At 50.8% G+C, this 24,832-nt stretch carries 41 protein-coding genes; 35 read left to right on the top strand and 6 right to left on the bottom strand.

The window, feature by feature from the left end; translation table 11 throughout:
* Nucleotides 1-18 precede the first annotated feature (18 nt).
* From fusA to bfr, 4 genes are all read left to right on the top strand, one after another.
* A complete protein-coding gene (gene fusA, locus CDA56_RS12795) occupies nucleotides 19-2,133 on the top strand; it encodes an elongation factor G (protein WP_004115957.1) in 2,115 nt (704 codons plus the stop codon).
* 70 nt (nucleotides 2,134-2,203) lie between these two features.
* Complete coding sequence (gene tuf / locus CDA56_RS12790; protein ID WP_004097636.1) at nucleotides 2,204-3,388, top strand: elongation factor Tu; 1,185 nt, start codon at nucleotides 2,204-2,206, stop codon at nucleotides 3,386-3,388.
* A 173-nt stretch (nucleotides 3,389-3,561) separates the two neighbouring features.
* A complete protein-coding gene (bfd, locus tag CDA56_RS12775; RefSeq protein WP_004125913.1) occupies nucleotides 3,562-3,756 on the top strand; it encodes a bacterioferritin-associated ferredoxin in 195 nt (64 codons plus the stop codon).
* A gap of 74 nt (nucleotides 3,757-3,830) precedes the next feature.
* Entirely contained in the window at nucleotides 3,831-4,307 is a 477-nt protein-coding gene (bfr, locus tag CDA56_RS12770) for a bacterioferritin (protein ID WP_004125910.1), read from the top strand.
* On the opposite strand, the gene CDA56_RS12765 is transcribed toward bfr, so the two are convergent.
* Entirely contained in the window at nucleotides 4,291-4,764 is a 474-nt protein-coding gene (locus tag CDA56_RS12765) for a prepilin peptidase (RefSeq protein ID WP_014839668.1), read from the bottom strand. The genes bfr and CDA56_RS12765 overlap by 17 nt on opposite strands.
* 380 nt (nucleotides 4,765-5,144) lie before the next feature.
* On the opposite strand from CDA56_RS12765, the gene rpsJ reads away from it, so the two are divergent.
* The 31 genes from rpsJ (at nucleotide 5,145) to CDA56_RS12605 (ending at nucleotide 20,023) form a co-directional block, all read left to right on the top strand.
* Entirely contained in the window at nucleotides 5,145-5,456 is a 312-nt protein-coding gene (rpsJ, locus tag CDA56_RS12755) for a 30S ribosomal protein S10 (protein ID WP_001181005.1), read from the top strand.
* 32 nt (nucleotides 5,457-5,488) lie between these two features.
* Nucleotides 5,489-6,118, top strand: a complete 630-nt coding sequence (rplC, locus tag CDA56_RS12750) for a 50S ribosomal protein L3 (protein WP_004106354.1) — start codon at nucleotides 5,489-5,491, stop codon at nucleotides 6,116-6,118.
* A 10-nt stretch (nucleotides 6,119-6,128) separates the two neighbouring features.
* A complete protein-coding gene (gene rplD / locus CDA56_RS12745; protein ID WP_003031119.1) occupies nucleotides 6,129-6,734 on the top strand; it encodes a 50S ribosomal protein L4 in 606 nt (201 codons plus the stop codon).
* Nucleotides 6,731-7,033 carry a 50S ribosomal protein L23 gene (rplW, locus tag CDA56_RS12740; protein WP_000617546.1) on the top strand — a complete coding sequence of 101 codons (303 nt, stop codon included), beginning with the start codon at nucleotides 6,731-6,733 and terminating at the stop codon, nucleotides 7,031-7,033. Before rplD ends, rplW begins: the two co-directional genes overlap by 4 nt.
* 17 nt (nucleotides 7,034-7,050) lie before the next feature.
* Nucleotides 7,051-7,872 carry a 50S ribosomal protein L2 gene (rplB, locus tag CDA56_RS12735; protein ID WP_000301869.1) on the top strand — a complete coding sequence of 274 codons (822 nt, stop codon included), beginning with the start codon at nucleotides 7,051-7,053 and terminating at the stop codon, nucleotides 7,870-7,872.
* A 16-nt stretch (nucleotides 7,873-7,888) separates the two neighbouring features.
* Nucleotides 7,889-8,167: a 30S ribosomal protein S19 gene (gene rpsS / locus CDA56_RS12730; RefSeq protein WP_001138115.1), complete on the top strand. Its 279-nt coding sequence runs from the start codon at nucleotides 7,889-7,891 to the stop codon at nucleotides 8,165-8,167.
* 14 nt (nucleotides 8,168-8,181) lie between these two features.
* Nucleotides 8,182-8,514: a 50S ribosomal protein L22 gene (rplV, locus tag CDA56_RS12725; protein WP_002919773.1), complete on the top strand. Its 333-nt coding sequence runs from the start codon at nucleotides 8,182-8,184 to the stop codon at nucleotides 8,512-8,514.
* A 17-nt stretch (nucleotides 8,515-8,531) separates the two neighbouring features.
* Nucleotides 8,532-9,230, top strand: coding sequence for a 30S ribosomal protein S3 (rpsC, locus tag CDA56_RS12720; protein WP_004106350.1), 699 nt, complete (start codon nucleotides 8,532-8,534; stop codon nucleotides 9,228-9,230).
* A 12-nt stretch (nucleotides 9,231-9,242) separates the two neighbouring features.
* The gene (gene rplP / locus CDA56_RS12715) at nucleotides 9,243-9,653 is read left to right on the top strand and encodes a 50S ribosomal protein L16 (protein WP_002919759.1); all 411 of its coding nucleotides are present in this window, start codon (nucleotides 9,243-9,245) and stop codon (nucleotides 9,651-9,653) included.
* The gene (gene rpmC, locus CDA56_RS12710; protein ID WP_002919754.1) at nucleotides 9,653-9,844 is read left to right on the top strand and encodes a 50S ribosomal protein L29; all 192 of its coding nucleotides are present in this window, start codon (nucleotides 9,653-9,655) and stop codon (nucleotides 9,842-9,844) included. Before rplP ends, rpmC begins: the two co-directional genes overlap by 1 nt.
* The gene (gene rpsQ, locus CDA56_RS12705; protein ID WP_004106347.1) at nucleotides 9,844-10,098 is read left to right on the top strand and encodes a 30S ribosomal protein S17; all 255 of its coding nucleotides are present in this window, start codon (nucleotides 9,844-9,846) and stop codon (nucleotides 10,096-10,098) included. The genes rpmC and rpsQ overlap by 1 nt, the downstream gene beginning before the upstream one ends.
* 165 nt (nucleotides 10,099-10,263) lie before the next feature.
* Entirely contained in the window at nucleotides 10,264-10,635 is a 372-nt protein-coding gene (gene rplN, locus CDA56_RS12700) for a 50S ribosomal protein L14 (protein WP_000613954.1), read from the top strand.
* Nucleotides 10,636-10,645: 10 nt separating this feature from the next.
* Nucleotides 10,646-10,960, top strand: coding sequence for a 50S ribosomal protein L24 (rplX, locus tag CDA56_RS12695; RefSeq protein WP_004106345.1), 315 nt, complete (start codon nucleotides 10,646-10,648; stop codon nucleotides 10,958-10,960).
* Nucleotides 10,961-10,974: 14 nt separating this feature from the next.
* Nucleotides 10,975-11,514, top strand: coding sequence for a 50S ribosomal protein L5 (rplE, locus tag CDA56_RS12690; RefSeq protein ID WP_001096202.1), 540 nt, complete (start codon nucleotides 10,975-10,977; stop codon nucleotides 11,512-11,514).
* Nucleotides 11,515-11,528: 14 nt separating this feature from the next.
* Nucleotides 11,529-11,834 carry a 30S ribosomal protein S14 gene (rpsN, locus tag CDA56_RS12685; RefSeq protein WP_002919667.1) on the top strand — a complete coding sequence of 102 codons (306 nt, stop codon included), beginning with the start codon at nucleotides 11,529-11,531 and terminating at the stop codon, nucleotides 11,832-11,834.
* Nucleotides 11,835-11,867: 33 nt separating this feature from the next.
* The gene (gene rpsH / locus CDA56_RS12680; RefSeq protein ID WP_004106343.1) at nucleotides 11,868-12,260 is read left to right on the top strand and encodes a 30S ribosomal protein S8; all 393 of its coding nucleotides are present in this window, start codon (nucleotides 11,868-11,870) and stop codon (nucleotides 12,258-12,260) included.
* A 12-nt stretch (nucleotides 12,261-12,272) separates the two neighbouring features.
* Nucleotides 12,273-12,806 (top strand): 50S ribosomal protein L6, encoded by a 534-nt coding sequence (rplF, locus tag CDA56_RS12675; RefSeq protein ID WP_004106341.1) that lies wholly within the window; start codon nucleotides 12,273-12,275, stop codon nucleotides 12,804-12,806.
* Nucleotides 12,807-12,815: 9 nt separating this feature from the next.
* Nucleotides 12,816-13,169: a 50S ribosomal protein L18 gene (gene rplR, locus CDA56_RS12670; protein ID WP_000358960.1), complete on the top strand. Its 354-nt coding sequence runs from the start codon at nucleotides 12,816-12,818 to the stop codon at nucleotides 13,167-13,169.
* A gap of 14 nt (nucleotides 13,170-13,183) precedes the next feature.
* The gene (gene rpsE / locus CDA56_RS12665; protein WP_004106339.1) at nucleotides 13,184-13,687 is read left to right on the top strand and encodes a 30S ribosomal protein S5; all 504 of its coding nucleotides are present in this window, start codon (nucleotides 13,184-13,186) and stop codon (nucleotides 13,685-13,687) included.
* A gap of 3 nt (nucleotides 13,688-13,690) precedes the next feature.
* Nucleotides 13,691-13,870 carry a 50S ribosomal protein L30 gene (gene rpmD, locus CDA56_RS12660; protein WP_001140434.1) on the top strand — a complete coding sequence of 60 codons (180 nt, stop codon included), beginning with the start codon at nucleotides 13,691-13,693 and terminating at the stop codon, nucleotides 13,868-13,870.
* A 3-nt stretch (nucleotides 13,871-13,873) separates the two neighbouring features.
* The gene (rplO, locus tag CDA56_RS12655) at nucleotides 13,874-14,308 is read left to right on the top strand and encodes a 50S ribosomal protein L15 (RefSeq protein ID WP_004106336.1); all 435 of its coding nucleotides are present in this window, start codon (nucleotides 13,874-13,876) and stop codon (nucleotides 14,306-14,308) included.
* 7 nt (nucleotides 14,309-14,315) lie between these two features.
* On the top strand, nucleotides 14,316-15,647 hold the full coding sequence (gene secY / locus CDA56_RS12650; RefSeq protein ID WP_004106334.1) for a preprotein translocase subunit SecY: 1,332 nt from the start codon (nucleotides 14,316-14,318) through the stop codon (nucleotides 15,645-15,647).
* Nucleotides 15,648-15,678: 31 nt separating this feature from the next.
* Complete coding sequence (gene rpmJ, locus CDA56_RS12645) at nucleotides 15,679-15,795, top strand: 50S ribosomal protein L36 (protein ID WP_000868187.1); 117 nt, start codon at nucleotides 15,679-15,681, stop codon at nucleotides 15,793-15,795.
* A gap of 146 nt (nucleotides 15,796-15,941) precedes the next feature.
* Nucleotides 15,942-16,298, top strand: coding sequence for a 30S ribosomal protein S13 (gene rpsM / locus CDA56_RS12640; RefSeq protein ID WP_004106333.1), 357 nt, complete (start codon nucleotides 15,942-15,944; stop codon nucleotides 16,296-16,298).
* 16 nt (nucleotides 16,299-16,314) lie between these two features.
* On the top strand, nucleotides 16,315-16,704 hold the full coding sequence (gene rpsK / locus CDA56_RS12635) for a 30S ribosomal protein S11 (RefSeq protein ID WP_004138423.1): 390 nt from the start codon (nucleotides 16,315-16,317) through the stop codon (nucleotides 16,702-16,704).
* Nucleotides 16,705-16,737: 33 nt separating this feature from the next.
* The gene (gene rpsD / locus CDA56_RS12630; RefSeq protein ID WP_004125897.1) at nucleotides 16,738-17,358 is read left to right on the top strand and encodes a 30S ribosomal protein S4; all 621 of its coding nucleotides are present in this window, start codon (nucleotides 16,738-16,740) and stop codon (nucleotides 17,356-17,358) included.
* A gap of 25 nt (nucleotides 17,359-17,383) precedes the next feature.
* Nucleotides 17,384-18,373 (top strand): DNA-directed RNA polymerase subunit alpha, encoded by a 990-nt coding sequence (locus CDA56_RS12625; RefSeq protein ID WP_002919219.1) that lies wholly within the window; start codon nucleotides 17,384-17,386, stop codon nucleotides 18,371-18,373.
* Nucleotides 18,374-18,413: 40 nt separating this feature from the next.
* Nucleotides 18,414-18,800: a 50S ribosomal protein L17 gene (rplQ, locus tag CDA56_RS12620; RefSeq protein ID WP_001216372.1), complete on the top strand. Its 387-nt coding sequence runs from the start codon at nucleotides 18,414-18,416 to the stop codon at nucleotides 18,798-18,800.
* A gap of 107 nt (nucleotides 18,801-18,907) precedes the next feature.
* Entirely contained in the window at nucleotides 18,908-19,276 is a 369-nt protein-coding gene (locus tag CDA56_RS12615) for a DnaJ family domain-containing protein (protein WP_042934199.1), read from the top strand.
* Between the two features lie 2 nt (nucleotides 19,277-19,278).
* Nucleotides 19,279-19,704 carry a Zn(2+)-responsive transcriptional regulator gene (zntR, locus tag CDA56_RS12610; protein WP_014227035.1) on the top strand — a complete coding sequence of 142 codons (426 nt, stop codon included), beginning with the start codon at nucleotides 19,279-19,281 and terminating at the stop codon, nucleotides 19,702-19,704.
* A 58-nt stretch (nucleotides 19,705-19,762) separates the two neighbouring features.
* Entirely contained in the window at nucleotides 19,763-20,023 is a 261-nt protein-coding gene (locus CDA56_RS12605; protein WP_072057189.1) for an alternative ribosome-rescue factor A, read from the top strand.
* Here the strand turns inward: CDA56_RS12605 and mscL are convergent.
* The 5 genes from mscL to def form a co-directional block, all read right to left on the bottom strand.
* A complete protein-coding gene (gene mscL, locus CDA56_RS12600) occupies nucleotides 19,977-20,390 on the bottom strand; it encodes a large-conductance mechanosensitive channel protein MscL (protein ID WP_004106310.1) in 414 nt (137 codons plus the stop codon). The genes CDA56_RS12605 and mscL overlap by 47 nt on opposite strands.
* A gap of 140 nt (nucleotides 20,391-20,530) precedes the next feature.
* Nucleotides 20,531-21,907, bottom strand: a complete 1,377-nt coding sequence (gene trkA, locus CDA56_RS12595; RefSeq protein ID WP_004125888.1) for a Trk system potassium transporter TrkA — start codon at nucleotides 21,905-21,907, stop codon at nucleotides 20,531-20,533.
* Nucleotides 21,908-21,928: 21 nt separating this feature from the next.
* Nucleotides 21,929-23,218, bottom strand: a complete 1,290-nt coding sequence (gene rsmB, locus CDA56_RS12590; RefSeq protein WP_032751524.1) for a 16S rRNA (cytosine(967)-C(5))-methyltransferase RsmB — start codon at nucleotides 23,216-23,218, stop codon at nucleotides 21,929-21,931.
* Nucleotides 23,219-23,269: 51 nt separating this feature from the next.
* The gene (gene fmt / locus CDA56_RS12585) at nucleotides 23,270-24,217 is read right to left on the bottom strand and encodes a methionyl-tRNA formyltransferase (protein WP_048263815.1); all 948 of its coding nucleotides are present in this window, start codon (nucleotides 24,215-24,217) and stop codon (nucleotides 23,270-23,272) included.
* A gap of 14 nt (nucleotides 24,218-24,231) precedes the next feature.
* Complete coding sequence (gene def / locus CDA56_RS12580; protein WP_004854751.1) at nucleotides 24,232-24,741, bottom strand: peptide deformylase; 510 nt, start codon at nucleotides 24,739-24,741, stop codon at nucleotides 24,232-24,234.
* Between the last annotated feature and the right edge of the window lie 91 nt (nucleotides 24,742-24,832).

Below are 24,832 nucleotides of genomic sequence, written 5' to 3'. Positions count from 1 at the left end.
AAATAAACGAGGAATCAAATGGCTCGTACAACACCCATCGCACGCTACCGTAACATCGGTATCAGTGCGCACATCGACGCCGGTAAAACTACTACTACCGAACGTATTCTGTTCTACACCGGTGTAAACCACAAAATCGGTGAAGTTCATGACGGCGCTGCCACCATGGACTGGATGGAACAGGAGCAGGAGCGTGGTATTACTATCACCTCCGCAGCGACTACTGCATTCTGGTCAGGTATGGCTAAGCAGTATGAACCGCATCGCGTAAACATCATCGACACCCCGGGGCACGTTGACTTCACCATCGAAGTAGAACGTTCCATGCGTGTGCTTGATGGTGCAGTAATGGTTTACTGCGCAGTTGGTGGTGTTCAGCCTCAGTCTGAAACCGTATGGCGTCAGGCAAACAAATACAAAGTTCCGCGCATTGCGTTCGTTAACAAAATGGACCGTATGGGTGCGAACTTCCTGAAAGTTGTTGGTCAGATCAAAACCCGTCTGGGCGCGAACCCTGTTCCGCTGCAGCTGGCGATTGGCGCTGAAGAAGCGTTCACCGGTGTTGTTGACCTGGTGAAAATGAAAGCCATCAACTGGAACGAAGAAGACGCAGGTGTAACCTTCACTTACGAAGATATCCCGGCAGACATGCAGGAACTGGCCGAAGAATGGCACCAGAACCTGATCGAGTCCGCTGCTGAAGCTTCTGAAGAGCTGATGGAGAAATACCTGGGTGGTGAAGAACTGACTGAAGAAGAGATTAAAACTGCTCTCCGTCAGCGCGTTCTGAACAACGAAATCATCCTGGTAACCTGTGGTTCTGCGTTCAAGAACAAAGGTGTTCAGGCGATGCTGGATGCGGTAGTTGACTACCTGCCATCCCCGGTTGACGTACCTGCGATCAACGGTATCCTGGACGATGGTAAAGATACTCCGGCTGAGCGTCACGCTAGCGATGATGAGCCGTTTGCTGCTCTGGCATTCAAAATCGCTACCGACCCGTTCGTGGGTAACCTGACCTTCTTCCGCGTGTACTCTGGTGTGGTTAACTCTGGTGATACCATCCTGAACTCCGTGAAAGCTGCACGTGAGCGTTTCGGTCGTATCGTACAGATGCACGCTAACAAACGTGAAGAGATCAAAGAAGTTCGCGCGGGCGATATCGCTGCTGCTATCGGTCTGAAAGACGTAACTACGGGTGACACTCTGTGCGATCCTAATGCGCCGATCATTCTGGAGCGTATGGAATTCCCTGAGCCGGTAATCTCTATCGCTGTTGAACCGAAAACCAAAGCTGACCAGGAAAAAATGGGTCTGGCTCTGGGCCGTCTGGCTAAAGAAGACCCGTCTTTCCGCGTATGGACTGACGAAGAATCTAACCAGACCATCATCGCCGGTATGGGTGAGCTGCACCTCGACATCATCGTTGACCGTATGAAGCGTGAATTCAACGTTGAAGCGAACGTCGGTAAACCTCAGGTTGCTTACCGCGAAGCGATTCGCGCGAAAGTTACCGATATCGAAGGTAAACACGCTAAGCAGTCTGGTGGTCGCGGTCAGTACGGTCACGTCGTTATCGACATGTACCCACTGGAGCCGGGCTCTAACCCGAAAGGTTATGAGTTCATCAACGACATCAAAGGTGGTGTAATTCCTGGCGAATACATCCCGGCCGTTGATAAAGGCATCCAGGAGCAGCTGAAAGCAGGTCCTCTGGCTGGTTATCCGGTAGTTGATCTGGGCGTGCGTCTGCACTTCGGTTCTTACCACGACGTTGACTCCTCTGAACTGGCGTTTAAACTGGCCGCTTCTATTGCCTTTAAAGATGGCTTTAAGAAAGCGAAACCAGTTCTGCTTGAGCCGATCATGAAGGTTGAAGTAGAAACTCCGGAAGAGAACACTGGTGACGTTATCGGTGACCTTAGCCGTCGTCGCGGTATGCTGCGCGGTCAGGAATCCAACGTGACTGGCGTTGTGATCCACGCTGAAGTTCCGCTGTCTGAAATGTTCGGATATGCAACTCAGCTGCGTTCTCTGACCAAAGGTCGTGCTTCTTACTCCATGGAGTTCCTGAAGTATGATGATGCGCCGAACAACGTTGCTCAGGCCGTAATCGAAGCCCGTGGTAAATAAGCCGCAGGGTTAAAACCAAAGTCCCGTGCTCTCTCCAGAAGGGGAGAGCACTATAGTAAGGAATATAGCCGTGTCTAAAGAAAAATTTGAACGTACAAAACCGCACGTCAACGTCGGTACTATCGGCCACGTTGACCATGGTAAAACTACTCTGACCGCTGCAATCACTACCGTTCTGGCTAAAACCTACGGTGGTTCTGCTCGCGCATTCGACCAGATCGATAACGCGCCGGAAGAAAAAGCTCGTGGTATCACCATCAACACTTCTCACGTTGAATATGACACCCCGACTCGCCACTACGCGCACGTAGACTGCCCGGGCCACGCCGACTATGTTAAAAACATGATCACCGGTGCTGCGCAGATGGACGGCGCGATCCTGGTTGTTGCTGCGACTGACGGCCCGATGCCGCAGACTCGTGAGCACATCCTGCTGGGTCGTCAGGTAGGCGTTCCGTACATCATCGTGTTCCTGAACAAATGCGACATGGTTGATGACGAAGAGCTGCTGGAACTGGTTGAAATGGAAGTTCGTGAACTTCTGTCTCAGTACGATTTCCCGGGCGACGACACTCCGATCGTTCGCGGTTCCGCTCTGAAAGCGCTGGAAGGCGACGCAGACTGGGAAGCGAAAATCATCGAACTGGCTGGCTACCTGGATTCTTACATCCCGGAACCAGAGCGTGCGATTGACAAGCCGTTCCTGCTGCCGATCGAAGACGTATTCTCCATCTCCGGTCGTGGTACCGTTGTTACCGGTCGTGTAGAGCGCGGTATCATCAAAGTTGGCGAAGAAGTTGAAATCGTTGGTATCAAAGAGACTGCGAAGTCTACCTGTACTGGCGTTGAAATGTTCCGCAAACTGCTGGACGAAGGCCGTGCTGGTGAGAACGTTGGTGTTCTGCTGCGTGGTATCAAACGTGAAGAAATCGAACGTGGTCAGGTACTGGCTAAGCCGGGTTCTATCAAGCCGCACACCAAGTTCGAATCTGAAGTGTACATTCTGTCCAAAGACGAAGGCGGCCGTCATACTCCGTTCTTCAAAGGCTACCGTCCGCAGTTCTACTTCCGTACAACTGACGTGACTGGCACCATCGAACTGCCGGAAGGCGTAGAGATGGTAATGCCGGGCGACAACATCAAAATGGTTGTTACCCTGATCCACCCGATCGCGATGGACGACGGTCTGCGTTTCGCAATCCGTGAAGGCGGCCGTACCGTTGGCGCGGGCGTTGTTGCTAAAGTTCTGGGCTAATATTTAGTTCTGAATTAAAAAGGGCGCTAAGGCGCCCTTTTTGCTGTCTGCTATTTGCGAGAAGCAGCACAGTGACTGACAGCAAAGAGATTAAACGCCTATTTAATAAACAGGCTATTGTAATCATAACTATTCTCATTTACACTTTGTCTGTAAGTTGAACGGGAGTATATATGTACGTTTGTCTGTGTAATGGTGTGAACGATAAAAAAATTCGTCAGGCTGTGCGCCAATTCAATCCTCAGTCTTTTCAGCAGCTGCGGAAATTTATTCCCGTTGGAAATCAATGCGGTAAGTGCGTTCGTGCAGCACGAGAAATTATGGAAGATGAATTAACCCGCATGCCGGAATATCAAGAGATCGCCTGAAGTCTCTCAGCTTTACTTTGACATCCCTATAGCCCGAACTACGCTTCAATAAGTGGAAGCGGAGGGACTATATAATGAAAGGTGATGTCAAAATCATAAGTTATCTCAATAAATTATTGGGAAATGAGCTAGTCGCAATTAATCAATACTTTCTCCATGCGAGAATGTTTAAGAACTGGGGCCTGATGCGCCTCAATGATGTCGAGTACCACGAATCTATCGATGAAATGAAGCATGCCGATAAATATATCGAGCGCATTTTATTTCTCGAAGGGATCCCGAACCTGCAGGATCTCGGCAAACTCCGCATCGGAGAGGACGTCGAGGAGATGCTGCAATCCGACCTGAGGCTGGAACTGGAAGGGGCGAAGGATCTACGAGAAGCCATCGCCTATGCTGACAGCGTCCACGACTACGTCAGCCGTGATATGTTAATCACCATCCTCGCCGATGAAGAAGGCCATATCGACTGGCTGGAAACCGAGCTGGATTTGATAGGTAAAATTGGTCTGCAGAATTATCTTCAGTCGCAGATTAAAGTGGCTGACTAAAAAACGTCTGCCAACCACATAGCAAACCCGCTGTGGCCAGGAAAGGGCCGAAAGGCAGCGGGTTGCGTAATGCCTGCCTGTGTTTGCCGCACAGCATCAGAACCGTTACGGCAGCGCAGGCGAGAATCGTTGCTATAAGAACGAGCTGCGGTAAAACTCTCCATCCCTGCCATGCCCCTAGTGCGGCGAGAAATTTGACATCGCCGTAGCCGATGCCTTCACGCCCGCGTATTCCCCTGTAGAGCCAATAGATCAACGCAAAGGCCAGATAGCCTGCTATCGCTCCCCAGACGGCATGCTGCAGATTGGCTGGTGACATACACAGATAATAAAGCAACCCGCCCCACAGCAGAGGGCAGGTAAATTTATCGGGTAGCAAGCCATAGCGCAGATCGTGCCAACAAAGCGTGAGTAATAACCCGCCATAAATAATAAAGAATGCCAAAGTCGCTATCATCGATGGTTTCCATGTGGTGGCCCTGGGTACCGAGTGTGATGCAGGAGCCGAGCCTCTGGCAAAAGCTAATAAACAGGAATGGATGTCACGCTCCAGAGTATTTGCCGGCCTTTCATGGCATTGCCAGGGGCCTGGAAGTGAGCTCGCAGAAACAAGTGATGATTTTGTACGCAGCCCTTGCGTTGTCGCTGAATTTGCGTATAATGCGCGGGCCTGTCAAAGTTGACGGCCGGTTCGATATGAACCCTGGTAGCAGCAACACGCTACCAAACAATGTTCCCAATTGGGGAACTATGTAAGAACGGTTACACTCTCCCATCAATCGTAATGGGTATGAGGAGTAACCATTTCGTCTATAAAATAATTGGAGCTCTGGTCTCATGCAGAACCAAAGAATCCGTATCCGCCTTAAAGCGTTTGATCATCGTCTGATCGATCAATCAACCGCGGAAATCGTCGAGACTGCTAAGCGCACTGGTGCGCAAGTCCGTGGTCCGATCCCGCTGCCGACCCGCAAAGAGCGCTTTACCGTTCTGATCTCTCCGCACGTTAACAAAGACGCGCGCGATCAGTACGAAATCCGCACTCATAAGCGTCTGGTTGACATCGTTGAGCCAACTGAAAAAACCGTTGATGCTCTGATGCGTCTGGATCTGGCTGCCGGTGTAGACGTGCAGATCAGCCTGGGTTAATCAGGTCATCGAGCGATTGAGAGGTTGAAACAATGATTGGTTTAGTCGGTAAAAAAGTGGGCATGACCCGCATCTTCACTGAAGATGGCGTATCTATCCCAGTAACCGTAATCGAAGTTGAAGCAAACCGCGTTACTCAGGTTAAAGATCTGGCTAACGATGGCTACCGTGCCGTTCAGGTGACCACTGGTGCTAAAAAAGCTAACCGTGTAACCAAACCGGAAGCGGGTCACTTCGCTAAAGCTGGCGTAGAAGCTGGCCGTGGTCTGTGGGAATTCCGTCTGGCTGACGGCGAAGAGTTCACCGTAGGTCAGGACATTAGCGTTGAGCTGTTTGCTGACGTTAAAAAAGTTGACGTAACCGGTACCTCTAAAGGTAAAGGTTTTGCTGGTACCGTTAAGCGCTGGAACTTCCGTACCCAGGACGCTACTCACGGTAACTCCTTGTCTCACCGCGTTCCGGGTTCTATCGGTCAGAACCAGACTCCGGGCAAAGTGTTCAAAGGCAAGAAAATGGCAGGTCAGCTGGGTAACGAACGTGTCACCGTTCAGAGCCTGGACGTAGTACGTGTTGACGCTGAGCGCAACCTGCTGCTGGTTAAAGGCGCGGTCCCGGGTGCAACCGGTAGCGACCTGATCGTTAAACCAGCTGTGAAGGCGTAAGGGGATAGCAATGGAATTAGTATTGAAAGACGCGCAGAGCGCGCTGACTGTTTCCGAAACTACCTTCGGTCGTGATTTCAACGAAGCGCTGGTTCACCAGGTTGTAGTTGCTTATGCAGCTGGTGCTCGTCAGGGTACTCGTGCTCAGAAGACTCGTGCTGAAGTAACTGGTTCAGGCAAAAAGCCGTGGCGCCAGAAAGGTACCGGCCGTGCGCGTTCAGGTTCTATCAAGAGCCCGATCTGGCGTTCAGGTGGCGTGACCTTCGCTGCGCGTCCGCAGGACCACAGTCAAAAAGTTAACAAAAAGATGTACCGCGGCGCGCTGAAAAGCATTCTGTCCGAACTGGTACGTCAGGATCGTCTGATCGTTGTCGAATCTTTCTCTGTAGAAGCGCCTAAAACTAAGCTGCTGGCACAGAAACTGAAAGACATGGCTCTGGAAGATGTGCTGATCATCACCGGTGAGCTGGACGAGAACCTGTTCCTTGCTGCGCGCAACCTGCACAAGGTTGACGTACGTGATGCAACTGGTATCGACCCGGTTAGCCTGATCGCCTTCGACAAAGTCGTAATGACTGCTGATGCTGTTAAGCAAGTTGAGGAGATGCTGGCATGATTCGTGAAGAACGTCTGCTGAAGGTGCTGCGCGCACCGCACGTTTCTGAAAAAGCGTCTACTGCGATGGAAAAAACTAACACCATCGTTCTCAAAGTTGCTAAAGACGCGACCAAAGCAGAGATCAAAGCTGCTGTGCAGAAACTGTTTGAAGTCGAAGTCGAAGTCGTTAACACCCTGGTTGTTAAAGGGAAAGTTAAACGTCACGGACAGCGTATCGGTCGTCGTAGCGACTGGAAAAAAGCTTACGTCACCCTGAAGGAAGGCCAGAATCTGGACTTCGTCGGCGGCGCTGAGTAAGTCGGAGGAGTAATACAATGGCAGTTGTTAAATGTAAACCGACATCTCCGGGTCGTCGCCACGTTGTTAAAGTGGTCAACCCAGAGCTGCACAAGGGCAAACCTTTTGCTCCGCTGGTTGAAAAAAACAGCAAATCCGGTGGTCGTAACAACAATGGCCGTATCACCACCCGTCATATCGGTGGTGGTCACAAACAGGCCTACCGTATTGTTGACTTCAAACGCAACAAAGATGGTATCCCGGCAGTTGTTGAACGTCTTGAGTACGATCCGAACCGCTCCGCGAACATCGCGCTGGTTCTGTACAAAGACGGTGAGCGCCGTTACATTCTGGCCCCTAAAGGCCTGAAAGCTGGCGACCAGATTCAATCTGGCGTTGATGCTGCAATCAAAGCAGGCAACACCCTGCCGATGCGCAATATCCCGGTTGGTTCTACCGTTCATAACGTAGAAATGAAACCAGGTAAAGGCGGTCAGCTGGCTCGTTCCGCTGGTACTTACGTTCAGATCGTTGCTCGCGATGGTGCTTATGTCACCCTGCGTCTGCGTTCTGGTGAAATGCGTAAAGTCGAAGCAGACTGCCGCGCTACTCTGGGCGAAGTTGGCAATGCTGAGCATATGCTGCGCGTTCTGGGTAAAGCAGGTGCTGCACGCTGGCGTGGTGTTCGTCCTACCGTTCGCGGTACTGCGATGAACCCAGTCGACCACCCACATGGTGGTGGTGAAGGTCGTAACTTTGGTAAGCACCCGGTAACTCCGTGGGGCGTTCAGACCAAAGGTAAGAAGACCCGCAGCAACAAGCGTACTGATAAATTCATCGTACGTCGCCGTAGCAAATAATTTTAGAGGATAAGCCATGCCACGTTCTCTCAAGAAAGGTCCTTTTATTGACCTGCACTTGCTGAAGAAGGTAGAGAAAGCGGTGGAAAGCGGAGACAAGAAGCCCCTGCGCACTTGGTCCCGTCGTTCAACGATCTTTCCTAACATGATCGGTTTGACCATCGCTGTCCATAATGGTCGTCAGCACGTTCCAGTTTTTGTTTCCGACGAAATGGTTGGTCACAAACTGGGTGAATTCGCACCGACTCGTACTTATCGCGGCCACGCTGCTGATAAAAAAGCGAAGAAGAAATAAGGTAGGAGGAAGAGATGGAAACTTTAGCTCAACATCGCCATGCTCGTTCTTCTGCTCAGAAGGTTCGCCTTGTTGCTGACCTGATTCGCGGTAAGAAAGTGTCGCAGGCCCTGGATATTCTGACCTACACCAATAAGAAAGCTGCTGTACTGGTCAAGAAGGTACTGGAATCTGCCATTGCTAACGCTGAACACAACGATGGCGCTGACATTGATGATCTGAAAGTTGCGAAAATTTTCGTAGACGAAGGCCCGAGCATGAAGCGCATTATGCCGCGTGCTAAAGGTCGTGCAGATCGCATCCTGAAGCGCACCAGCCACATTACTGTGGTTGTGTCCGATCGCTGAGACTCTGGAGACTAGCAATGGGTCAGAAAGTACATCCTAATGGTATTCGCCTGGGTATTGTAAAACCATGGAACTCAACCTGGTTTGCGAACACCAAAGAATTCGCTGACAACCTGGACAGCGATTTTAAAGTACGTCAGTACCTGACTAAGGAACTGGCGAAAGCGTCTGTATCTCGCATCGTTATCGAGCGTCCGGCTAAAAGCATCCGTGTGACCATTCACACTGCTCGCCCGGGTATCGTTATCGGTAAGAAAGGCGAAGACGTAGAAAAACTGCGCAAGGTCGTCGCGGATCTCGCTGGCGTGCCTGCACAGATCAATATTGCCGAAGTTCGTAAGCCTGAACTGGACGCTAAATTGGTTGCTGACAGCATCACTTCTCAGCTGGAACGTCGCGTTATGTTCCGTCGTGCTATGAAGCGTGCTGTACAGAACGCAATGCGTCTGGGCGCTAAAGGTATCAAAGTTGAAGTTAGCGGCCGTCTGGGCGGCGCGGAAATCGCACGTACCGAATGGTACCGTGAAGGTCGCGTACCGCTGCACACTCTGCGTGCTGACATCGACTACAACACCTCTGAAGCGCACACCACTTACGGTGTAATCGGCGTTAAGGTATGGATCTTCAAAGGTGAGATCCTGGGTGGTATGGCTGCTGTTGAACAACCGGAACCGGCTGCTCAACCTAAAAAGCAGCAGCGTAAAGGCCGTAAATAAGGAGCGTCGCTGATGTTACAACCAAAGCGTACAAAATTCCGTAAAGTGCACAAAGGCCGCAACCGTGGTCTGGCGCAGGGTACGGATGTTAGCTTCGGCACTTTCGGTCTGAAAGCTGTTGGCCGTGGTCGTCTGACTGCACGTCAGATCGAAGCAGCACGTCGTGCTATGACCCGTGCAGTTAAGCGTCAAGGTAAGATCTGGATCCGTGTATTCCCGGACAAACCGATCACCGAGAAGCCGCTGGAAGTTCGTATGGGTAAAGGTAAAGGTAACGTGGAGTACTGGGTTGCCTTGATTCAGCCGGGTAAAGTCCTTTATGAAATGGACGGCGTACCGGAAGAGCTGGCCCGTGAAGCATTCGGCCTGGCAGCAGCGAAACTGCCGATCAAAACCACCTTTGTAACTAAGACGGTGATGTAATGAAAGCAAAAGAGCTGCGTGAAAAAAGCGTTGAAGAGCTGAACGCTGAGCTGCTGAACCTGCTGCGTGAGCAGTTCAACCTGCGTATGCAGGCTGCAAGTGGCCAGCTGCAACAGACTCATCTGCTGAAGCAAGTGCGTCGTGATGTTGCACGCGTTAAGACTTTACTGACTCAGAAGGCGGGTGCGTAATGACCGATAAAATCCGTACTCTGCAAGGTCGCGTGGTTAGCGACAAAATGGAGAAATCCATTGTTGTTGCTATCGAACGTATGGTGAAACACCCGGTATACGGCAAATTCATCAAGCGTACGACCAAACTGCACGTACATGACGAGAACAACGAATGCGGTATCGGCGACGTGGTTGAAATCCGCGAATGCCGTCCGCTGTCCAAGACTAAGTCCTGGACGCTGGTTCGCGTTGTAGAGAAAGCGGTTCTGTAATAGAGTACGCATTCTCGATACGGATAAACGGCTCAGCGATGAGCCGTTTATTTTTTCTACCCATATCTGATTTGCGGTGTTATAATGCCGCGCCCTCGATATGGGGCTTTTTTAACGACCCTATTTTTGGGTCTCAGTAGTAGTTGACATTAGCGGAGCACTAAAATGATCCAAGAACAGACTATGCTGAACGTCGCCGACAACTCCGGTGCACGTCGCGTAATGTGTATCAAGGTTCTGGGTGGCTCGCACCGTCGCTACGCAGGCGTAGGCGACATCATCAAGATCACCATCAAAGAAGCAATTCCGCGTGGTAAGGTCAAAAAAGGTGATGTGCTGAAGGCGGTAGTGGTGCGCACCAAGAAGGGTGTTCGTCGCCCGGACGGTTCTGTCATTCGCTTCGATGGTAATGCATGCGTTATTTTAAACAATAACAGCGAGCAGCCCATCGGTACGCGTATTTTTGGGCCGGTAACTCGTGAACTTCGTAACGAGAAGTTCATGAAAATTATCTCTCTGGCCCCAGAAGTACTCTAAGGAGCGAATCATGGCAGCGAAAATCCGTCGTGATGACGAAGTTATCGTGTTAACCGGTAAAGATAAAGGTAAACGCGGTAAAGTTAAGAATGTCTTGTCTTCCGGCAAGCTCATTGTTGAAGGTATCAACCTGGTTAAGAAACACCAGAAGCCGGTTCCGGCTCTGAACCAACCAGGCGGCATCGTTGAAAAAGAAGCTGCTATTCAGGTTTCTAACGTTGCAATCTTCAATGCGGCAACCGGCAAGGCTGACCGTGTAGGCTTTAGATTCGAAGACGGCAAAAAAGTCCGTTTCTTCAAATCTAACAGCGAAACTATCAAGTAATTTGGAGTAGTACGATGGCGAAACTGCATGATTACTACAAAGACGAAGTAGTTAAAAAACTCATGACTGAGTTTAACTACAATTCTGTCATGCAAGTCCCTCGGGTCGAGAAGATCACCCTGAACATGGGTGTTGGTGAAGCGATCGCTGACAAGAAACTGCTGGATAACGCAGCAGCCGATCTGACAGCAATCTCCGGTCAAAAACCGCTGATCACCAAAGCACGCAAATCAGTTGCAGGCTTCAAAATCCGTCAGGGCTATCCGATCGGCTGTAAAGTAACTCTGCGTGGCGAACGCATGTGGGAGTTCTTTGAGCGCCTGATCACTATTGCTGTACCGCGTATCCGTGACTTCCGTGGCTTGTCCGCTAAGTCTTTCGACGGTCGTGGCAACTACAGCATGGGTGTCCGTGAGCAGATCATCTTCCCAGAAATCGACTACGATAAAGTCGACCGCGTTCGTGGTTTGGATATTACCATTACCACTACTGCGAAATCTGATGAAGAAGGCCGCGCTCTGCTGGCTGCCTTTGACTTCCCGTTCCGCAAGTAAGGTAGGGTTACTTAATGGCTAAGCAATCAATGAAAGCACGCGAAGTAAAGCGCGTGGCTTTAGCTGATAAATTCTTCGCTAAACGCGCTGAACTGAAAGCTATCATCTCTGATGTGAACGCAACCGACGAAGATCGTTGGAATGCTGTTCTCAAGCTGCAGACTCTGCCGCGTGATTCCAGCCCGTCTCGTCAGCGTAATCGCTGCCGTCAAACAGGTCGTCCGCATGGTTTCCTGCGGAAGTTCGGGTTGAGCCGTATCAAGGTCCGTGAAGCCGCAATGCGCGGTGAAATCCCGGGTCTGAAAAAGGCTAGCTGGTAATTGTCACCAATTGAATCACGGGAGTAAAGACAGATGAGCATGCAAGATCCGATCGCGGATATGCTGACCCGTATCCGTAACGGTCAGGCCGCGAATAAAGCTGCGGTCACCATGCCTTCCTCCAAGCTGAAAGTGGCAATTGCCAACGTGCTGAAGGAAGAAGGCTTTATTGAAGATTTTAAAGTTGAAGGCGACATCAAGCCGGAACTGGAACTGACTCTTAAGTATTTCCAGGGTAAAGCTGTTGTAGAAAGCATTCAGCGTGTCAGCCGCCCAGGTCTGCGCATCTACAAACGTAAAGATGAGCTGCCGAAAGTTATGGCGGGTCTGGGTATCGCGGTTATTTCTACCTCTAAAGGTGTTATGACCGATCGTGCAGCGCGCCAGGCTGGTCTTGGTGGCGAAATTATCTGCTACGTAGCCTAATCGGAGGAAAAAATGTCTCGTGTTGCTAAAGCACCGGTCGTTGTTCCTGCCGGCGTTGATGTAAAAATCAACGGTCAGGTTATTACGATCAAAGGTAAAAACGGCGAGCTGACTCGTACCCTCAACAATGCTGTTGAAGTTAAACATGCAGATAATGCTCTGACCTTCGGTCCGCGTGATGGTTTCGTGGATGGATGGGCTCAGGCTGGTACCGCGCGTGCCCTGCTGAACTCAATGGTTGTTGGTGTTACCGAAGGCTTCACTAAAAAGCTTCAGCTGGTTGGTGTAGGCTATCGTGCAGCGGTCAAAGGGGATGTAGTAAACCTGGCTTTAGGTTTCTCTCATCCTGTTGAGCATAAACTGCCGGCCGGTATCACTGCAGAATGTCCGACTCAAACTGAAATCGTGCTGAAAGGCGCTGATAAGCAGGTGATCGGCCAGGTTGCAGCAGATCTGCGCGCCTACCGTCGTCCTGAGCCTTATAAAGGCAAGGGTGTTCGTTACGCCGACGAAGTCGTGCGTACCAAAGAGGCTAAGAAGAAGTAAGGTAACACTATGGATAAGAAATCTGCTCGTATCCGTCGTGCGACCCGCGCACGCCGCAAGCTCCAGGAGCTGGGTGCAACTCGCCTGGTGGTACATCGTACCCCGCGTCATATTTACGCACAGGTAATTGCACCGAACGGTTCTGAAGTTCTGGTAGCTGCTTCTACTGTAGAAAAAGCTATCGCTGAACAACTGAAGTACACCGGTAACAAAGACGCGGCAGCAGCTGTGGGTAAAGCTGTTGCTGAACGCGCTCTGGAAAAAGGCATCAAAGATGTTTCCTTTGACCGTTCCGGGTTCCAATATCATGGTCGTGTCCAGGCACTGGCAGATGCTGCCCGTGAAGCTGGCCTTCAGTTCTAAGGTAGAGGTGTAAGATGGCTCACATCGAAAAACAAGCTGGCGAACTGCAGGAAAAGCTGATCGCGGTTAACCGCGTATCTAAAACCGTTAAAGGTGGTCGTATTTTCTCCTTCACAGCTCTGACTGTAGTTGGTGACGGTAACGGTCGCGTTGGTTTTGGTTACGGTAAAGCGCGTGAAGTTCCAGCAGCGATCCAGAAAGCGATGGAAAAAGCCCGTCGCAATATGATTAACGTCGCGCTGAACCACGGCACCCTGCAGCACCCGGTTAAAGGTGTTCACACGGGTTCTCGTGTATTCATGCAGCCAGCTTCCGAAGGTACCGGTATCATCGCCGGTGGTGCAATGCGCGCCGTTCTGGAAGTTGCTGGAGTTCATAACGTTCTGGCCAAAGCATATGGTTCCACCAACCCGATCAACGTGGTTCGTGCAACTATTGATGGCCTGGAAAATATGAATTCTCCAGAAATGGTCGCTGCCAAGCGTGGTAAATCCGTTGAAGAAATTCTGGGGAAATAAACCATGGCAAAGACTATTAAAATTACTCAAACCCGCAGTGCAATCGGTCGTCTGCCGAAACACAAGGCAACGCTGCTTGGCCTGGGTCTGCGTCGTATTGGTCACACCGTAGAGCGCGAGGATACTCCTGCTGTTCGTGGTATGGTCAACGCGGTTTCCTTCATGGTTAAAGTTGAGGAGTAAGAGATGCGTTTAAATACTCTGTCTCCGGCCGAAGGCTCCAAAAAGGCGGGTAAACGCCTGGGTCGTGGTATCGGTTCTGGCCTCGGTAAAACCGGTGGTCGTGGTCACAAAGGTCAGAACTCTCGTTCTGGTGGTGGCGTACGTCGCGGTTTCGAAGGTGGTCAGATGCCTCTGTACCGTCGTCTGCCGAAATTCGGCTTCACTTCTCGTAAAGCGATGATCACCGCAGAAGTTCGTCTGTCTGATCTTGCTCACGTAGAAGGCGATGTTATCGACCTGAACACGCTGAAAGCGGCTAACATTATCGGTATCCAGATCGAATTCGCGAAAGTGATCCTGTCTGGTGAAGTATCTCGTCCGGTAACTGTTCGTGGCCTGCGCGTGACTAAAGGTGCTCGTGCTGCTATCGAAGCTGCTGGCGGTAAAATTGAGGAATAAGTAGCAGATGGCTAAGCAACCGGGATTAGATTTTCAAAGTGCCAAAGGTGGGATTGGCGAACTGAAGCGCAGACTGTTGTTTGTAATCGGTGCGTTGATTGTGTTCCGTATTGGCTCTTTTATTCCGATCCCTGGTATTGATGCCGCTGTACTTGCCAAACTGCTTGAGCAACAGCGAGGCACCATCATTGAAATGTTCAACATGTTCTCTGGTGGCGCTCTCAGCCGTGCTTCTATCTTTGCGTTGGGTATCATGCCGTATATTTCGGCATCGATCATTGTCCAGCTGCTGACGGTTGTTTATCAGCCGTTAGCGGAGCTGAAGAAAGAAGGGGAGTCTGGTCGTCGTAAGATCAGCCAGTACACCCGCTACGGTACTCTGGTGCTGGCGATATTCCAGTCGATCGGTATTGCTACCGGTCTGCCGAATATGCCTGGTATGCAGGGCCTGGTGATTAATCCAGGCTTTGCATTCTATTTCACCGCTGTTGTTAGTCTGGTCTCAGGAACGATGTTCCTGATGTGGCTCGGCGAACAGATTACTGAGCGCGGTATCGGAAACGGTATCTCAATCATTATCTTCGCCGGTATCGTTGCGGGTCTCCCGCCGGCCATCGCCCATACTATCGAGCAAGCGCGTCAAGGCGACCTGCACTTCCTCCTGTTGCTGTTGGTTGCAGTATTAGTATTTGCAGTGACCTTCTTTGTTGTCTTTGTAGAGCGTGGTCAACGCCGCATTGTGGTAAACTACGCTAAACGTCAACAGGGTCGTCGTGTCTATGCTGCACAGAGCACACATTTACCGCTGAAAGTGAATATGGCAGGGGTTATCCCGGCAATCTTCGCTTCCAGTATTATTCTGTTCCCGGCTACCATTACATCATGGTTCGGGGGCGGTACTGGTTGGAACTGGCTGACAACAATTTCGCTGTATTTGCAGCCTGGGCAACCGCTTTATGTGTTACTCTATGCGTCTGCAATCATCTTCTTCTGTTTCTTCTACACGGCGTTGGTTTTCAACCCGCGTGAAACAGCAGATAACCTGAAGAAGTCCGGTGCATTTGTACCAGGAATTCGTCCGGGAGAGCAAACGGCGAAGTATATCGATAAAGTAATGACTCGCCTGACTTTGGTCGGTGCGTTATACATCACTTTTATCTGCCTGATCCCGGAGTTCATGCGTGATGCAATGAAAGTACCGTTCTACTTTGGTGGGACCTCACTGCTTATCGTTGTTGTCGTGATTATGGACTTTATGGCTCAAGTGCAAACTCTGATGATGTCGAGTCAGTACGAGTCTGCATTGAAGAAGGCGAACCTGAAAGGCTACGGCCGCTAACAGGTCGCTCGAGAAGTTACGGAGAGTAAAAATGAAAGTTCGTGCTTCCGTCAAGAAATTATGCCGTAACTGCAAAATCGTTAAGCGTGATGGCGTCATCCGCGTGATTTGCAGTGCCGAGCCGAAGCATAAACAGCGCCAAGGCTGATTTATTCGCATATTTTTCTTGCAAAGTTGGGTTGAGCTGGCTAGATTAGCCAGCCAATCTTTTGTATGTCTGTACGTTTCCATTTGAGTATCCTGAAAACGGGCTTTTCAGCATGGTGCGTACATATTAAATAGTAGGAGTGCATAGTGGCCCGTATAGCAGGCATTAACATTCCTGATCACAAACATACCGTAATCGCATTAACTGCTATTTTCGGTATCGGCAAGACCCGCTCTAAAGCCATCTGTGCTGACACGGGTATCGCTGAAAATGTTAAGATCAGTGAGCTGTCTGAAGAACAAATTGAATCCCTGCGTGAAGCGGTTGGTAAATTTGTCGTTGAAGGTGATCTGCGCCGTGAAATCACCCTGAGCATCAAGCGTCTGATGGACCTTGGTTGCTATCGTGGTTTACGCCATCGTCGTGGTCTTCCGGTTCGCGGTCAGCGTACTAAGACCAACGCACGTACCCGTAAGGGTCCGCGTAAACCGATCAAGAAATAGTCGGGGTGATTGAATAATGGCAAAGGCACCAGTTCGTGCACGTAAGCGTGTAAGAAAACAAGTCTCTGATGGCGTGGCTCATGTCCATGCTTCTTTTAACAACACCATCGTTACCATTACCGATCGTCAGGGTAACGCGCTGGGTTGGGCAACAGCCGGTGGTTCCGGTTTCCGTGGTTCTCGCAAATCCACTCCGTTTGCAGCTCAGGTTGCAGCAGAGCGTTGCGCTGAAGCCGTAAAAGAATACGGCATCAAGAATCTGGAAGTTATGGTCAAAGGTCCGGGTCCAGGTCGCGAATCTACTATTCGTGCACTGAACGCCGCTGGTTTCCGCATCACTAATATTACTGATGTGACTCCGATCCCTCATAACGGTTGTCGTCCGCCGAAAAAACGTCGCGTATAACGCGTTCGTTTCTAGGATTGTTGGAGAAAGAAAATGGCAAGATATTTGGGTCCTAAGCTCAAGCTGAGCCGTCGTGAGGGCACAGACCTGTTCCTTAAGTCTGGCGTTCGCGCGATCGATACCAAGTGTAAAATTGAACAAGCTCCTGGCCAGCACGGTGCGCGTAAACCGCGTCTGTCTGACTATGGTGTGCAGTTGCGTGAAAAGCAAAAAGTTCGCCGTATGTACGGTGTGCTGGAGCGTCAGTTCCGTAACTACTATAAAGAAGCAGCGCGTCTGAAAGGCAACACCGGTGAAAACCTGTTGACTCTGCTGGAAGGTCGTCTGGACAACGTTGTATACCGTATGGGCTTCGGCGCGACTCGTGCTGAATCACGTCAGCTGGTTAGCCACAAAGCTATCATGGTAAACGGTCGTGTTGTTAACATCGCTTCTTATCAGGTTAAAGCGAATGACGTTGTCAGCATTCGTGAGAAAGCGAAAAAGCAATCTCGCGTGAAAGCCGCTCTGGAGCTGGCTGAGCAGCGTGAAAAGCCAACCTGGCTGGAAGTTGATGCTGGCAAGATGGAAGGTACGTTCAAGCGTCAGCCGGAACGTTCTGATCTGTCTGCGGACATTAACGAACACCTGATCGTCGAGCTTTACTCCAAGTAAAGCTTAGTACCAAAGAGAGGACACAATGCAGGGTTCTGTGACAGAGTTTCTAAAACCGCGCCTGGTCGATATCGAGCAAGTGAGTTCGACGCACGCCAAGGTGACCCTTGAACCTTTAGAGCGTGGCTTTGGCCATACTCTTGGTAACGCACTGCGCCGTATTCTGCTCTCATCGATGCCGGGTTGCGCGGTGACCGAGGTTGAGATTGATGGTGTACTTCATGAGTACAGCACCAAAGAAGGCGTTCAGGAAGATATCCTTGAAATCCTGCTCAACCTGAAAGGGCTGGCGGTGAGAGTTCAGGGTAAAGATGAAGTTATCCTTACTTTGAACAAATCTGGCATTGGCCCTGTGACCGCAGCCGACATTACCCATGACGGTGATGTCGAAATCGTCAAGCCGCAACATGTGATCTGCCACCTGACCGATGAGAACGCAGCTATTAGCATGCGTATCAAAGTTCAGCGCGGTCGCGGTTATGTGCCGGCTTCTGCCCGAATTCATTCGGAAGAAGATGAGCGCCCAATCGGCCGTCTGCTGGTCGACGCATGCTACAGCCCTGTAGAGCGTATTGCCTACAATGTTGAAGCAGCGCGTGTAGAACAGCGTACCGACCTGGACAAGCTGGTCATCGAAATGGAAACCAACGGCACAATCGATCCTGAAGAGGCGATTCGTCGTGCGGCAACCATCCTGGCAGAACAACTGGAAGCTTTCGTTGATTTACGTGATGTACGTCAGCCGGAAGTGAAAGAAGAGAAACCAGAATTCGATCCGATCCTGCTGCGCCCTGTTGACGATCTCGAATTGACTGTCCGCTCTGCTAACTGCCTTAAGGCAGAAGCTATCCACTATATCGGTGATCTGGTACAGCGTACCGAGGTTGAGTTGCTGAAAACGCCGAACCTGGGTAAAAAATCTCTTACTGAGATTAAAGACGTGCTGGCTTCACGTGGTTTGTCTCTGGGCATGCGCCTGGAAAACTGGCCACCGGCAAGCATTGCTGACGAGTAACCGGATCACAGGTTAAGGTTTTACTGAGAAGGATAAGGTCATGCGCCATCGTAAGAGTGGTCGTCAACTGAACCGCAACAGCAGCCATCGCCAGGCTATGTTCCGTAACATGGCTGGTTCGCTGGTTCGTCATGAAATCATCAAGACGACCCTGCCGAAAGCGAAAGAACTGCGTCGCGTAGTTGAGCCGCTGATTACTCTTGCCAAGACTGATAGCGTTGCTAATCGTCGTCTGGCATTCGCCCGTACTCGTGATAACGAGATCGTGGCAAAACTGTTTAACGAGCTGGGCCCGCGTTTCGCGAGCCGCGCCGGTGGTTACACTCGTATTCTGAAGTGTGGCTTCCGTGCTGGCGACAACGCGCCGATGGCATACATCGAGCTGGTTGATCGCTCTGAATCGAAAGCAGAAGCTGCTGCAGAGTAATCTGTAGTAACGTAAAAAAACCCGCTCCGGCGGGTTTTTTTATATCCTCCCTATTCCTGCTTGTTTACAATATCTGCATTATTTTTGTTCATCCCCGGAGCCTTATGATGTGGTTACTGGATCAGTGGGCAGAACGCCATATTCTTGATGCACAGCACAAAGGTGAGTTTGATAACCTGCCGGGAAGTGGGGAGCCACTGACTCTGGATGATGACTCGCATGTGCCGCCTGAGCTACGCGCAGGCTATCGATTACTCAAGAATGCGGGTTGTTTACCTCCCGAACTTGAACATCGTAAAGAAGCCGTGATGCTCAATGACTTACTTAAAGGCGTTCAGGAGAGCGATCCCCGCTATGCTGAGCTGAGTCGTCGTCTGGCGCTGCTCGAGTTAAAGCTGCGGCAGGCGGGCTTGAACACTGACTTTCTGCGTGGGGATTACGCGGATAAGTTGCTGCAAAAGATTAATGAGGAGTAATCATGTACCGCATAGGTGAACTGGCTAAATTGGCTGACGTTACTCCCGATACCATCCGCTATTATGAAAAACAGCAGATGATGGATCATAACGTGCGCACTGAAGGTGGATTTCGTCTCTATTCGGATAACGATCTACAGAGGCTGCGTTTTATTCGCTATGCCAGGCAGCTTGGTTTTACGCTGGAATCGATCCGCGAACTTCTCTCGATCCGCATCGATCCGGAACATCATACCTGTCAGGAATCTAAAGGCATTGTGCAGGCTCGTTTAAGTGAAGTGGAATCCCGGATTAAAGAGTTACAAGCCATGCGTCGTTCTTTGCAGCGCCTCAATGATGCTTGCTGCGGAACAGCGCACAGCAGCGTCTATTGCTCAATTCTTGAAGCACTGGAGCAGGGCGCCAGCAGTCATAATCCAGCACGTTGATTTTTTCATCAGACGCGTCTACACTCACGCCGATTTCTATTACATATCTGGAGAGCTTATGAGCCGCTATCAGCATACTAAAGGGCAAATAAAAGATAACGCCCTTGAGGCACTACTTCATGACCCGTTATTCAGGCAGCGAATTGAGAAGAACAAGAAAGGGAAAGGTAGCTACCAAAGAAAAGAAAAACATGCGGGACAGAATGGTCGGGAGGCCAGTGGCAAGAAAGTAAATGACTTTTTTACCACTGGCCTTCTGCTTTTAAGGCTTCTTAAGAACGATTGTTTTGTTCTTTCAGCAGGTCACGAATTTCGCTAAGCAGGACTTCTTCTTTGGTTGGCGCCGGTGGTGCTGCCGGGGCCTCTTCCTTTTTCCTGTTCAGTTTATTCATCAGTTTGATTGCCATAAAAATAGCAAACGCCACGATAATAAAATCGAACACGTTCTGAATGAATACGCCGTAATGCATGACGACCGCCGGGATGTCGCCCTGGGCATCCCGTAGCGTCACGGCAAACTGTTTAAAGTCGATTCCGCCAATGAGTAAGCCTAGCGGCGGCATAATAATATCGGCAACTAACGACGATACGATTTTACCAAATGCTGCGCCAATGATGACACCGACTGCCAAATCAACCACATTCCCGCGCATCGCAAATTCGCGAAATTCTTTTAAAAAACTCATTTTATTCTCCTTGAGCCAGCTGACACTGATAAGTTTAACAAATGTATTACTATTTTCCATTACCACGAAATAATTGCAGAAAAATATTATCCTTTGATATACAAGGGATAAAAGAAAGGCGTCTTGTCGACGCCTGCGAACTACAAAAAGAAAGGACTTGGCTGGAATAGTCTTTCGACGTCTGAGATGAATTTTTTGTCAGTCAGGAACATAACGACATGATCCCCTTGCTCAATACGCAGATTGTTATTCGCTATCATGACATCATTACCGCGTACAACGGCGCCAATAATTGTTCCGGGGGGAAGCTTAATCTCATCAATAGCGCGTCCAACCACCCGCGAAGTACTTTCATCTCCGTGCGCGACAGCTTCAATAGCCTCTGCGACACCGCGGCGTAGGGAGGAAACGCCGACAATATCGGCTTTACGCACATGGCTGAGCAGTGCAGAGATGGTTGCCTGCTGCGGTGATATTGCAATGTCGATCACGCTCCCCTGGACAAGATCGACGTAGGCACGACGCTGGATCAGCACCATCACCTTTTTGGCCCCCATGCGCTTTGCGAGCATGGCAGACATAATATTGGCTTCATCATCGTTGGTGACGGCAATGAAAAGATCGACTTGATCGATATGTTCCTCAGCCAGCAATTCTTGATCTGAAGCATCGCCGTAGAAGACGATCGTATTTTGCAGCTTCTCTGCAAGCTCTGCGGCACGCTGTTGATTACGTTCAATCAGTTTGACGCTATAATCTTTCTCCAGCTTATGGGCGAGCCCGGCGCCAATGTTTCCGCCGCCAACCAGCATGATGCGCTTATACGGCTTTTCGAGGCGCTGAAGTTCGCTCATGACGGCGCGAATATGCTGCGAAGCGGCGATGAAAAACACTTCATCACCGGCTTCAACAATGGTTGAACCTTGTGGCCTGATGGGGCGATCGTGGCGGAAGATAGCGGCTACGCGTGTGTCAATATGCGGCATATGTTCGCGCATAGTTGAAAGTGCGTTTCCCACTAAAGGACCGCCATAATAGGCTTTAACGACTGCCAGGCTTACTTTTCCTTCGGCAAAATTGACAACCTGCAGCGCGCCTGGATACTCAATCAGGCGGTGAATGCTGTCAATGACCAGCTGCTCTGGCGCGATGAGGTGGTCAATAGGAACCGCTTCTGAGTGGAAAAGTTTATCGGCATCACGCACATAATCCGGGGAGCGGATGCGAGCAATACGATTTGGGGTATTAAACAGCGAATAGGCGACCTGGCAGGCCACCATATTCGTTTCATCTGAGCTGGTCACTGCGACCAGCATGTCGGCGTCATCCGCACCCGCCTCACGCAGCACGCGTGGATGCGAGCCGTGGCCCTGAACCACTCTGAGATCAAATTTGTCCTGAAGACTGCGAAGGCGGTCGCCATTCGTGTCTACCAGCGTAATATCGTTGTTCTCTCCGACAAGGTTTTCTGCCAGAGTTCCACCGACCTGCCCTGCGCCCAATATGATAATTTTCATCAGTCGCGACTCGTTATCTCATTACTTTTTGATTAGCTTAGCGTAAAAGAAGCCGTCACCTTCTTCAGCACCTGGCAAATTTTGCTGGCCCGGCAAATCTGCGCTGCCGGTTTCGCTGAGAACCGCATCCGCAGTACGCTGCAGGAAGGCTTTAATTTGCTGGCTGTTCTCTTCCGGCAATACCGAACACGTTGCGTAAACCAGAGTCCCACCAGTTTTCAAATGCGGCCATACGGCATCCAGAATTTCAGACTGCAGCTGGGCCAGTTCCGCGATATCACGATCCCGGCGCAGCCACTTGATATCCGGATGACGGCGAATGACGCCGGTGGCGGAACAAGGGGCGTCCAGCAGAATACGATCGAACTGCTGCTCTCCACACCATTGGGCTGGATAACGGCCATCACCTTGTTTAACGGTGGCCTTCATGCCCAGACGCTTCAGGTTGTCATAGACGCGGGAGAGTCGCTGCTCATCAACATCGACGGCCAGCACCTGTGCTTCGGGCGCCGCTTCGAGAATATGCGTGGTTTTACCCCCCGGTGCCGCGCACAGATCCAGAATTTGCTCGCCGTTTTTTGGATCAAGAAATGTGATGCAGCCCTGAGCGGAGGCATCCTGAACGGTAACCCAACCCTCTTCAAACCCCGGCAATGCGTGGACCGGCACCGGTGTTTCCATGCGCACAGCGTCAGGGTAAGCAGGATGAGTAAAACCTTTCATTCCCGCCTCTTCCAGCAGTGCCAGCCAGCTATCGCGCGGATGGTGGACACGGTTTACGCGCAACCACATTGGCGGGCGCTGGTTGTTCGCTTCCACGATCGCTTCCCACTGTGCTGGATAGGCTTTCTGCAGACGTTTCAACAACCAGGACGGATGTAAAAAGCGAATTTCGCTACGAGAAAATTCAGATAACAGTTCTTCCTGCTGGCGCTGAAACTGGCGCAATACGCCGTTAATCAACCCTTTGAGCTGCGGGCGCTTAATCGCTACTGCGCCTTCAACCGTTTCCGCCAATGCAGCATGAGGAGGAATCCGTGTGTACAGCAGTTGGTAAATGCCGACCATAATGAGGTAGTGCACAACACGCTGTTTACCCGTCATCGGCCGGGACATGAGCTTGCCGATCAGCCAATCTAACTGGGAAAGGGTACGTAGCACGCCAAAGCAGAGTTCCTGAAGCAGCGCTTTGTCTTTATCGGATACTTTTTGTTGCAGCGGGGGCAGAACGTTGCTCAGGGATTGCCCTTTTTCGAGGACCTGTTCAACGGCCTGCGCTGCCAGGCTGCGTAAATTGAGTTGTTTTTTCATAAGCACAAAATAAAAATGCCCGGCAACACCGGGCGTATTAAGAAGGGCGCGTCAGACCAGACGGTTGCCAGGAGCGAACCATTCCCGCCGCGAGTTTAATAGATCCTGAGCACTCATTGCTTTTTTCCCGGCAGGCTGTAGCGAGAGTAAATTCAGCACGCCGTCGCTGGTCGCCACCTGAATCCCCTGTTTTGTCGCTTCAATGATGGTCCCCGGTTCGGCTGTAGTGGTCACATCGATAACCGACGCCTGCCAGACTTTTACCGGCTGGCCATCAATTTCTATCCAGCTCATTGGCCACGGGTTAAAGGCGCGAATGCAGCGTTCTAACTGAGCGGCTGGAAGAGACCAGTCGATACGCGCTTCTTCTTTGCTGAGTTTTTGCGCATGGGTAACCAGCGCTTCATCCTGTGCAACCGGTTTCGCGGTACCTGCAGCAAGCTGCTTGAGGGTTTCGATCAGCCCCTGCGGCCCCAGGTTAGCCAGCTTGTCGTACAGCGTTCCGCTGGTGTCTTCGGCCGTGATTGGGCACGCAAGTTTATAGAGCATATCACCCGTATCGAGACCGACATCCATCTGCATGATGGTGACACCGGTCTCGGTATCGCCAGCCCACAGCGAACGCTGAATGGGCGCCGCGCCGCGCCAGCGCGGAAGCAACGAACCGTGAACGTTAATGCAGCCCAGGCGCGGCATATCCAGCACGGCTTTTGGTAGAAGGAGCCCATAGGCTACGACGACCATGACGTCTGCACGCAGATCGGAGACGAGCTGCTGATTTTCCTGCGGACGTAGTGAAGCTGGCTGGAATACCGGTATGCCTTTTTCTTCAGCAAGAACTTTCACCGGGCTGGGCATGAGTTTTTTACCACGACCTGCCGGACGGTCCGGTTGGGTGAAGACGCCAACAACGTTGTGTCCAGAGGACAGCAGCGCGTCGAGATGACGTGCTGCAAAGTCAGGGGTGCCGGCAAAAATAATACGTAGTGAGTCTGACACGTTTATTCTCGTCCTTAAGCTCGAGCATTCAGGCGGTCAAGTTTCTCAACTTTTTGACGAATGCGTTGTTGCTTGAGCGGTGACAGGTAATCGATGAACAGCTTACCGACGAGGTGATCCATCTCGTGCTGAATGCAGATGGCCAGCAGACCGTCGGCTTCAAGCTCAAAAGGTTTGCCTTCGCGATCGAGCGCGCGGATTTTCACTTTTTCTGCACGCGGCACTAAAGCACGCTGTTCAGGAATAGAGAGGCAGCCCTCTTCAATGCCTGTTTCTCCGCTTTTTTCCAGCAGCTCAGGGTTAATTAATACCAGCTGCTCTTCACGATTTTCTGATACATCAATAACAATAATTCGCTGGTGAATATCCACCTGCGTTGCGGCCAGACCGATACCTTCTTCAGCATACATCGTCTCGAACATATCATCGACGATACGCTGAATTTCTGCATTTACTTCTTCTACCGGCTTTGCGACTTTGCGAAGGCGCTCGTCCGGAATATGTAACACTTGCAAAACTGACATAGTTATCCAGAGTTGTGTTCAGGAGTTGGAAAGATTATTACCTCTATTCTAGACAAAACCCCCTGCAATTGACAGTCTCGCTGTCCAATCG

The organism is Klebsiella michiganensis, from assembly GCF_002925905.1.
Classification (GTDB): domain Bacteria; phylum Pseudomonadota; class Gammaproteobacteria; order Enterobacterales; family Enterobacteriaceae; genus Klebsiella; species Klebsiella michiganensis.
This window is presented reverse-complemented; position numbering and strand designations above follow the sequence as displayed.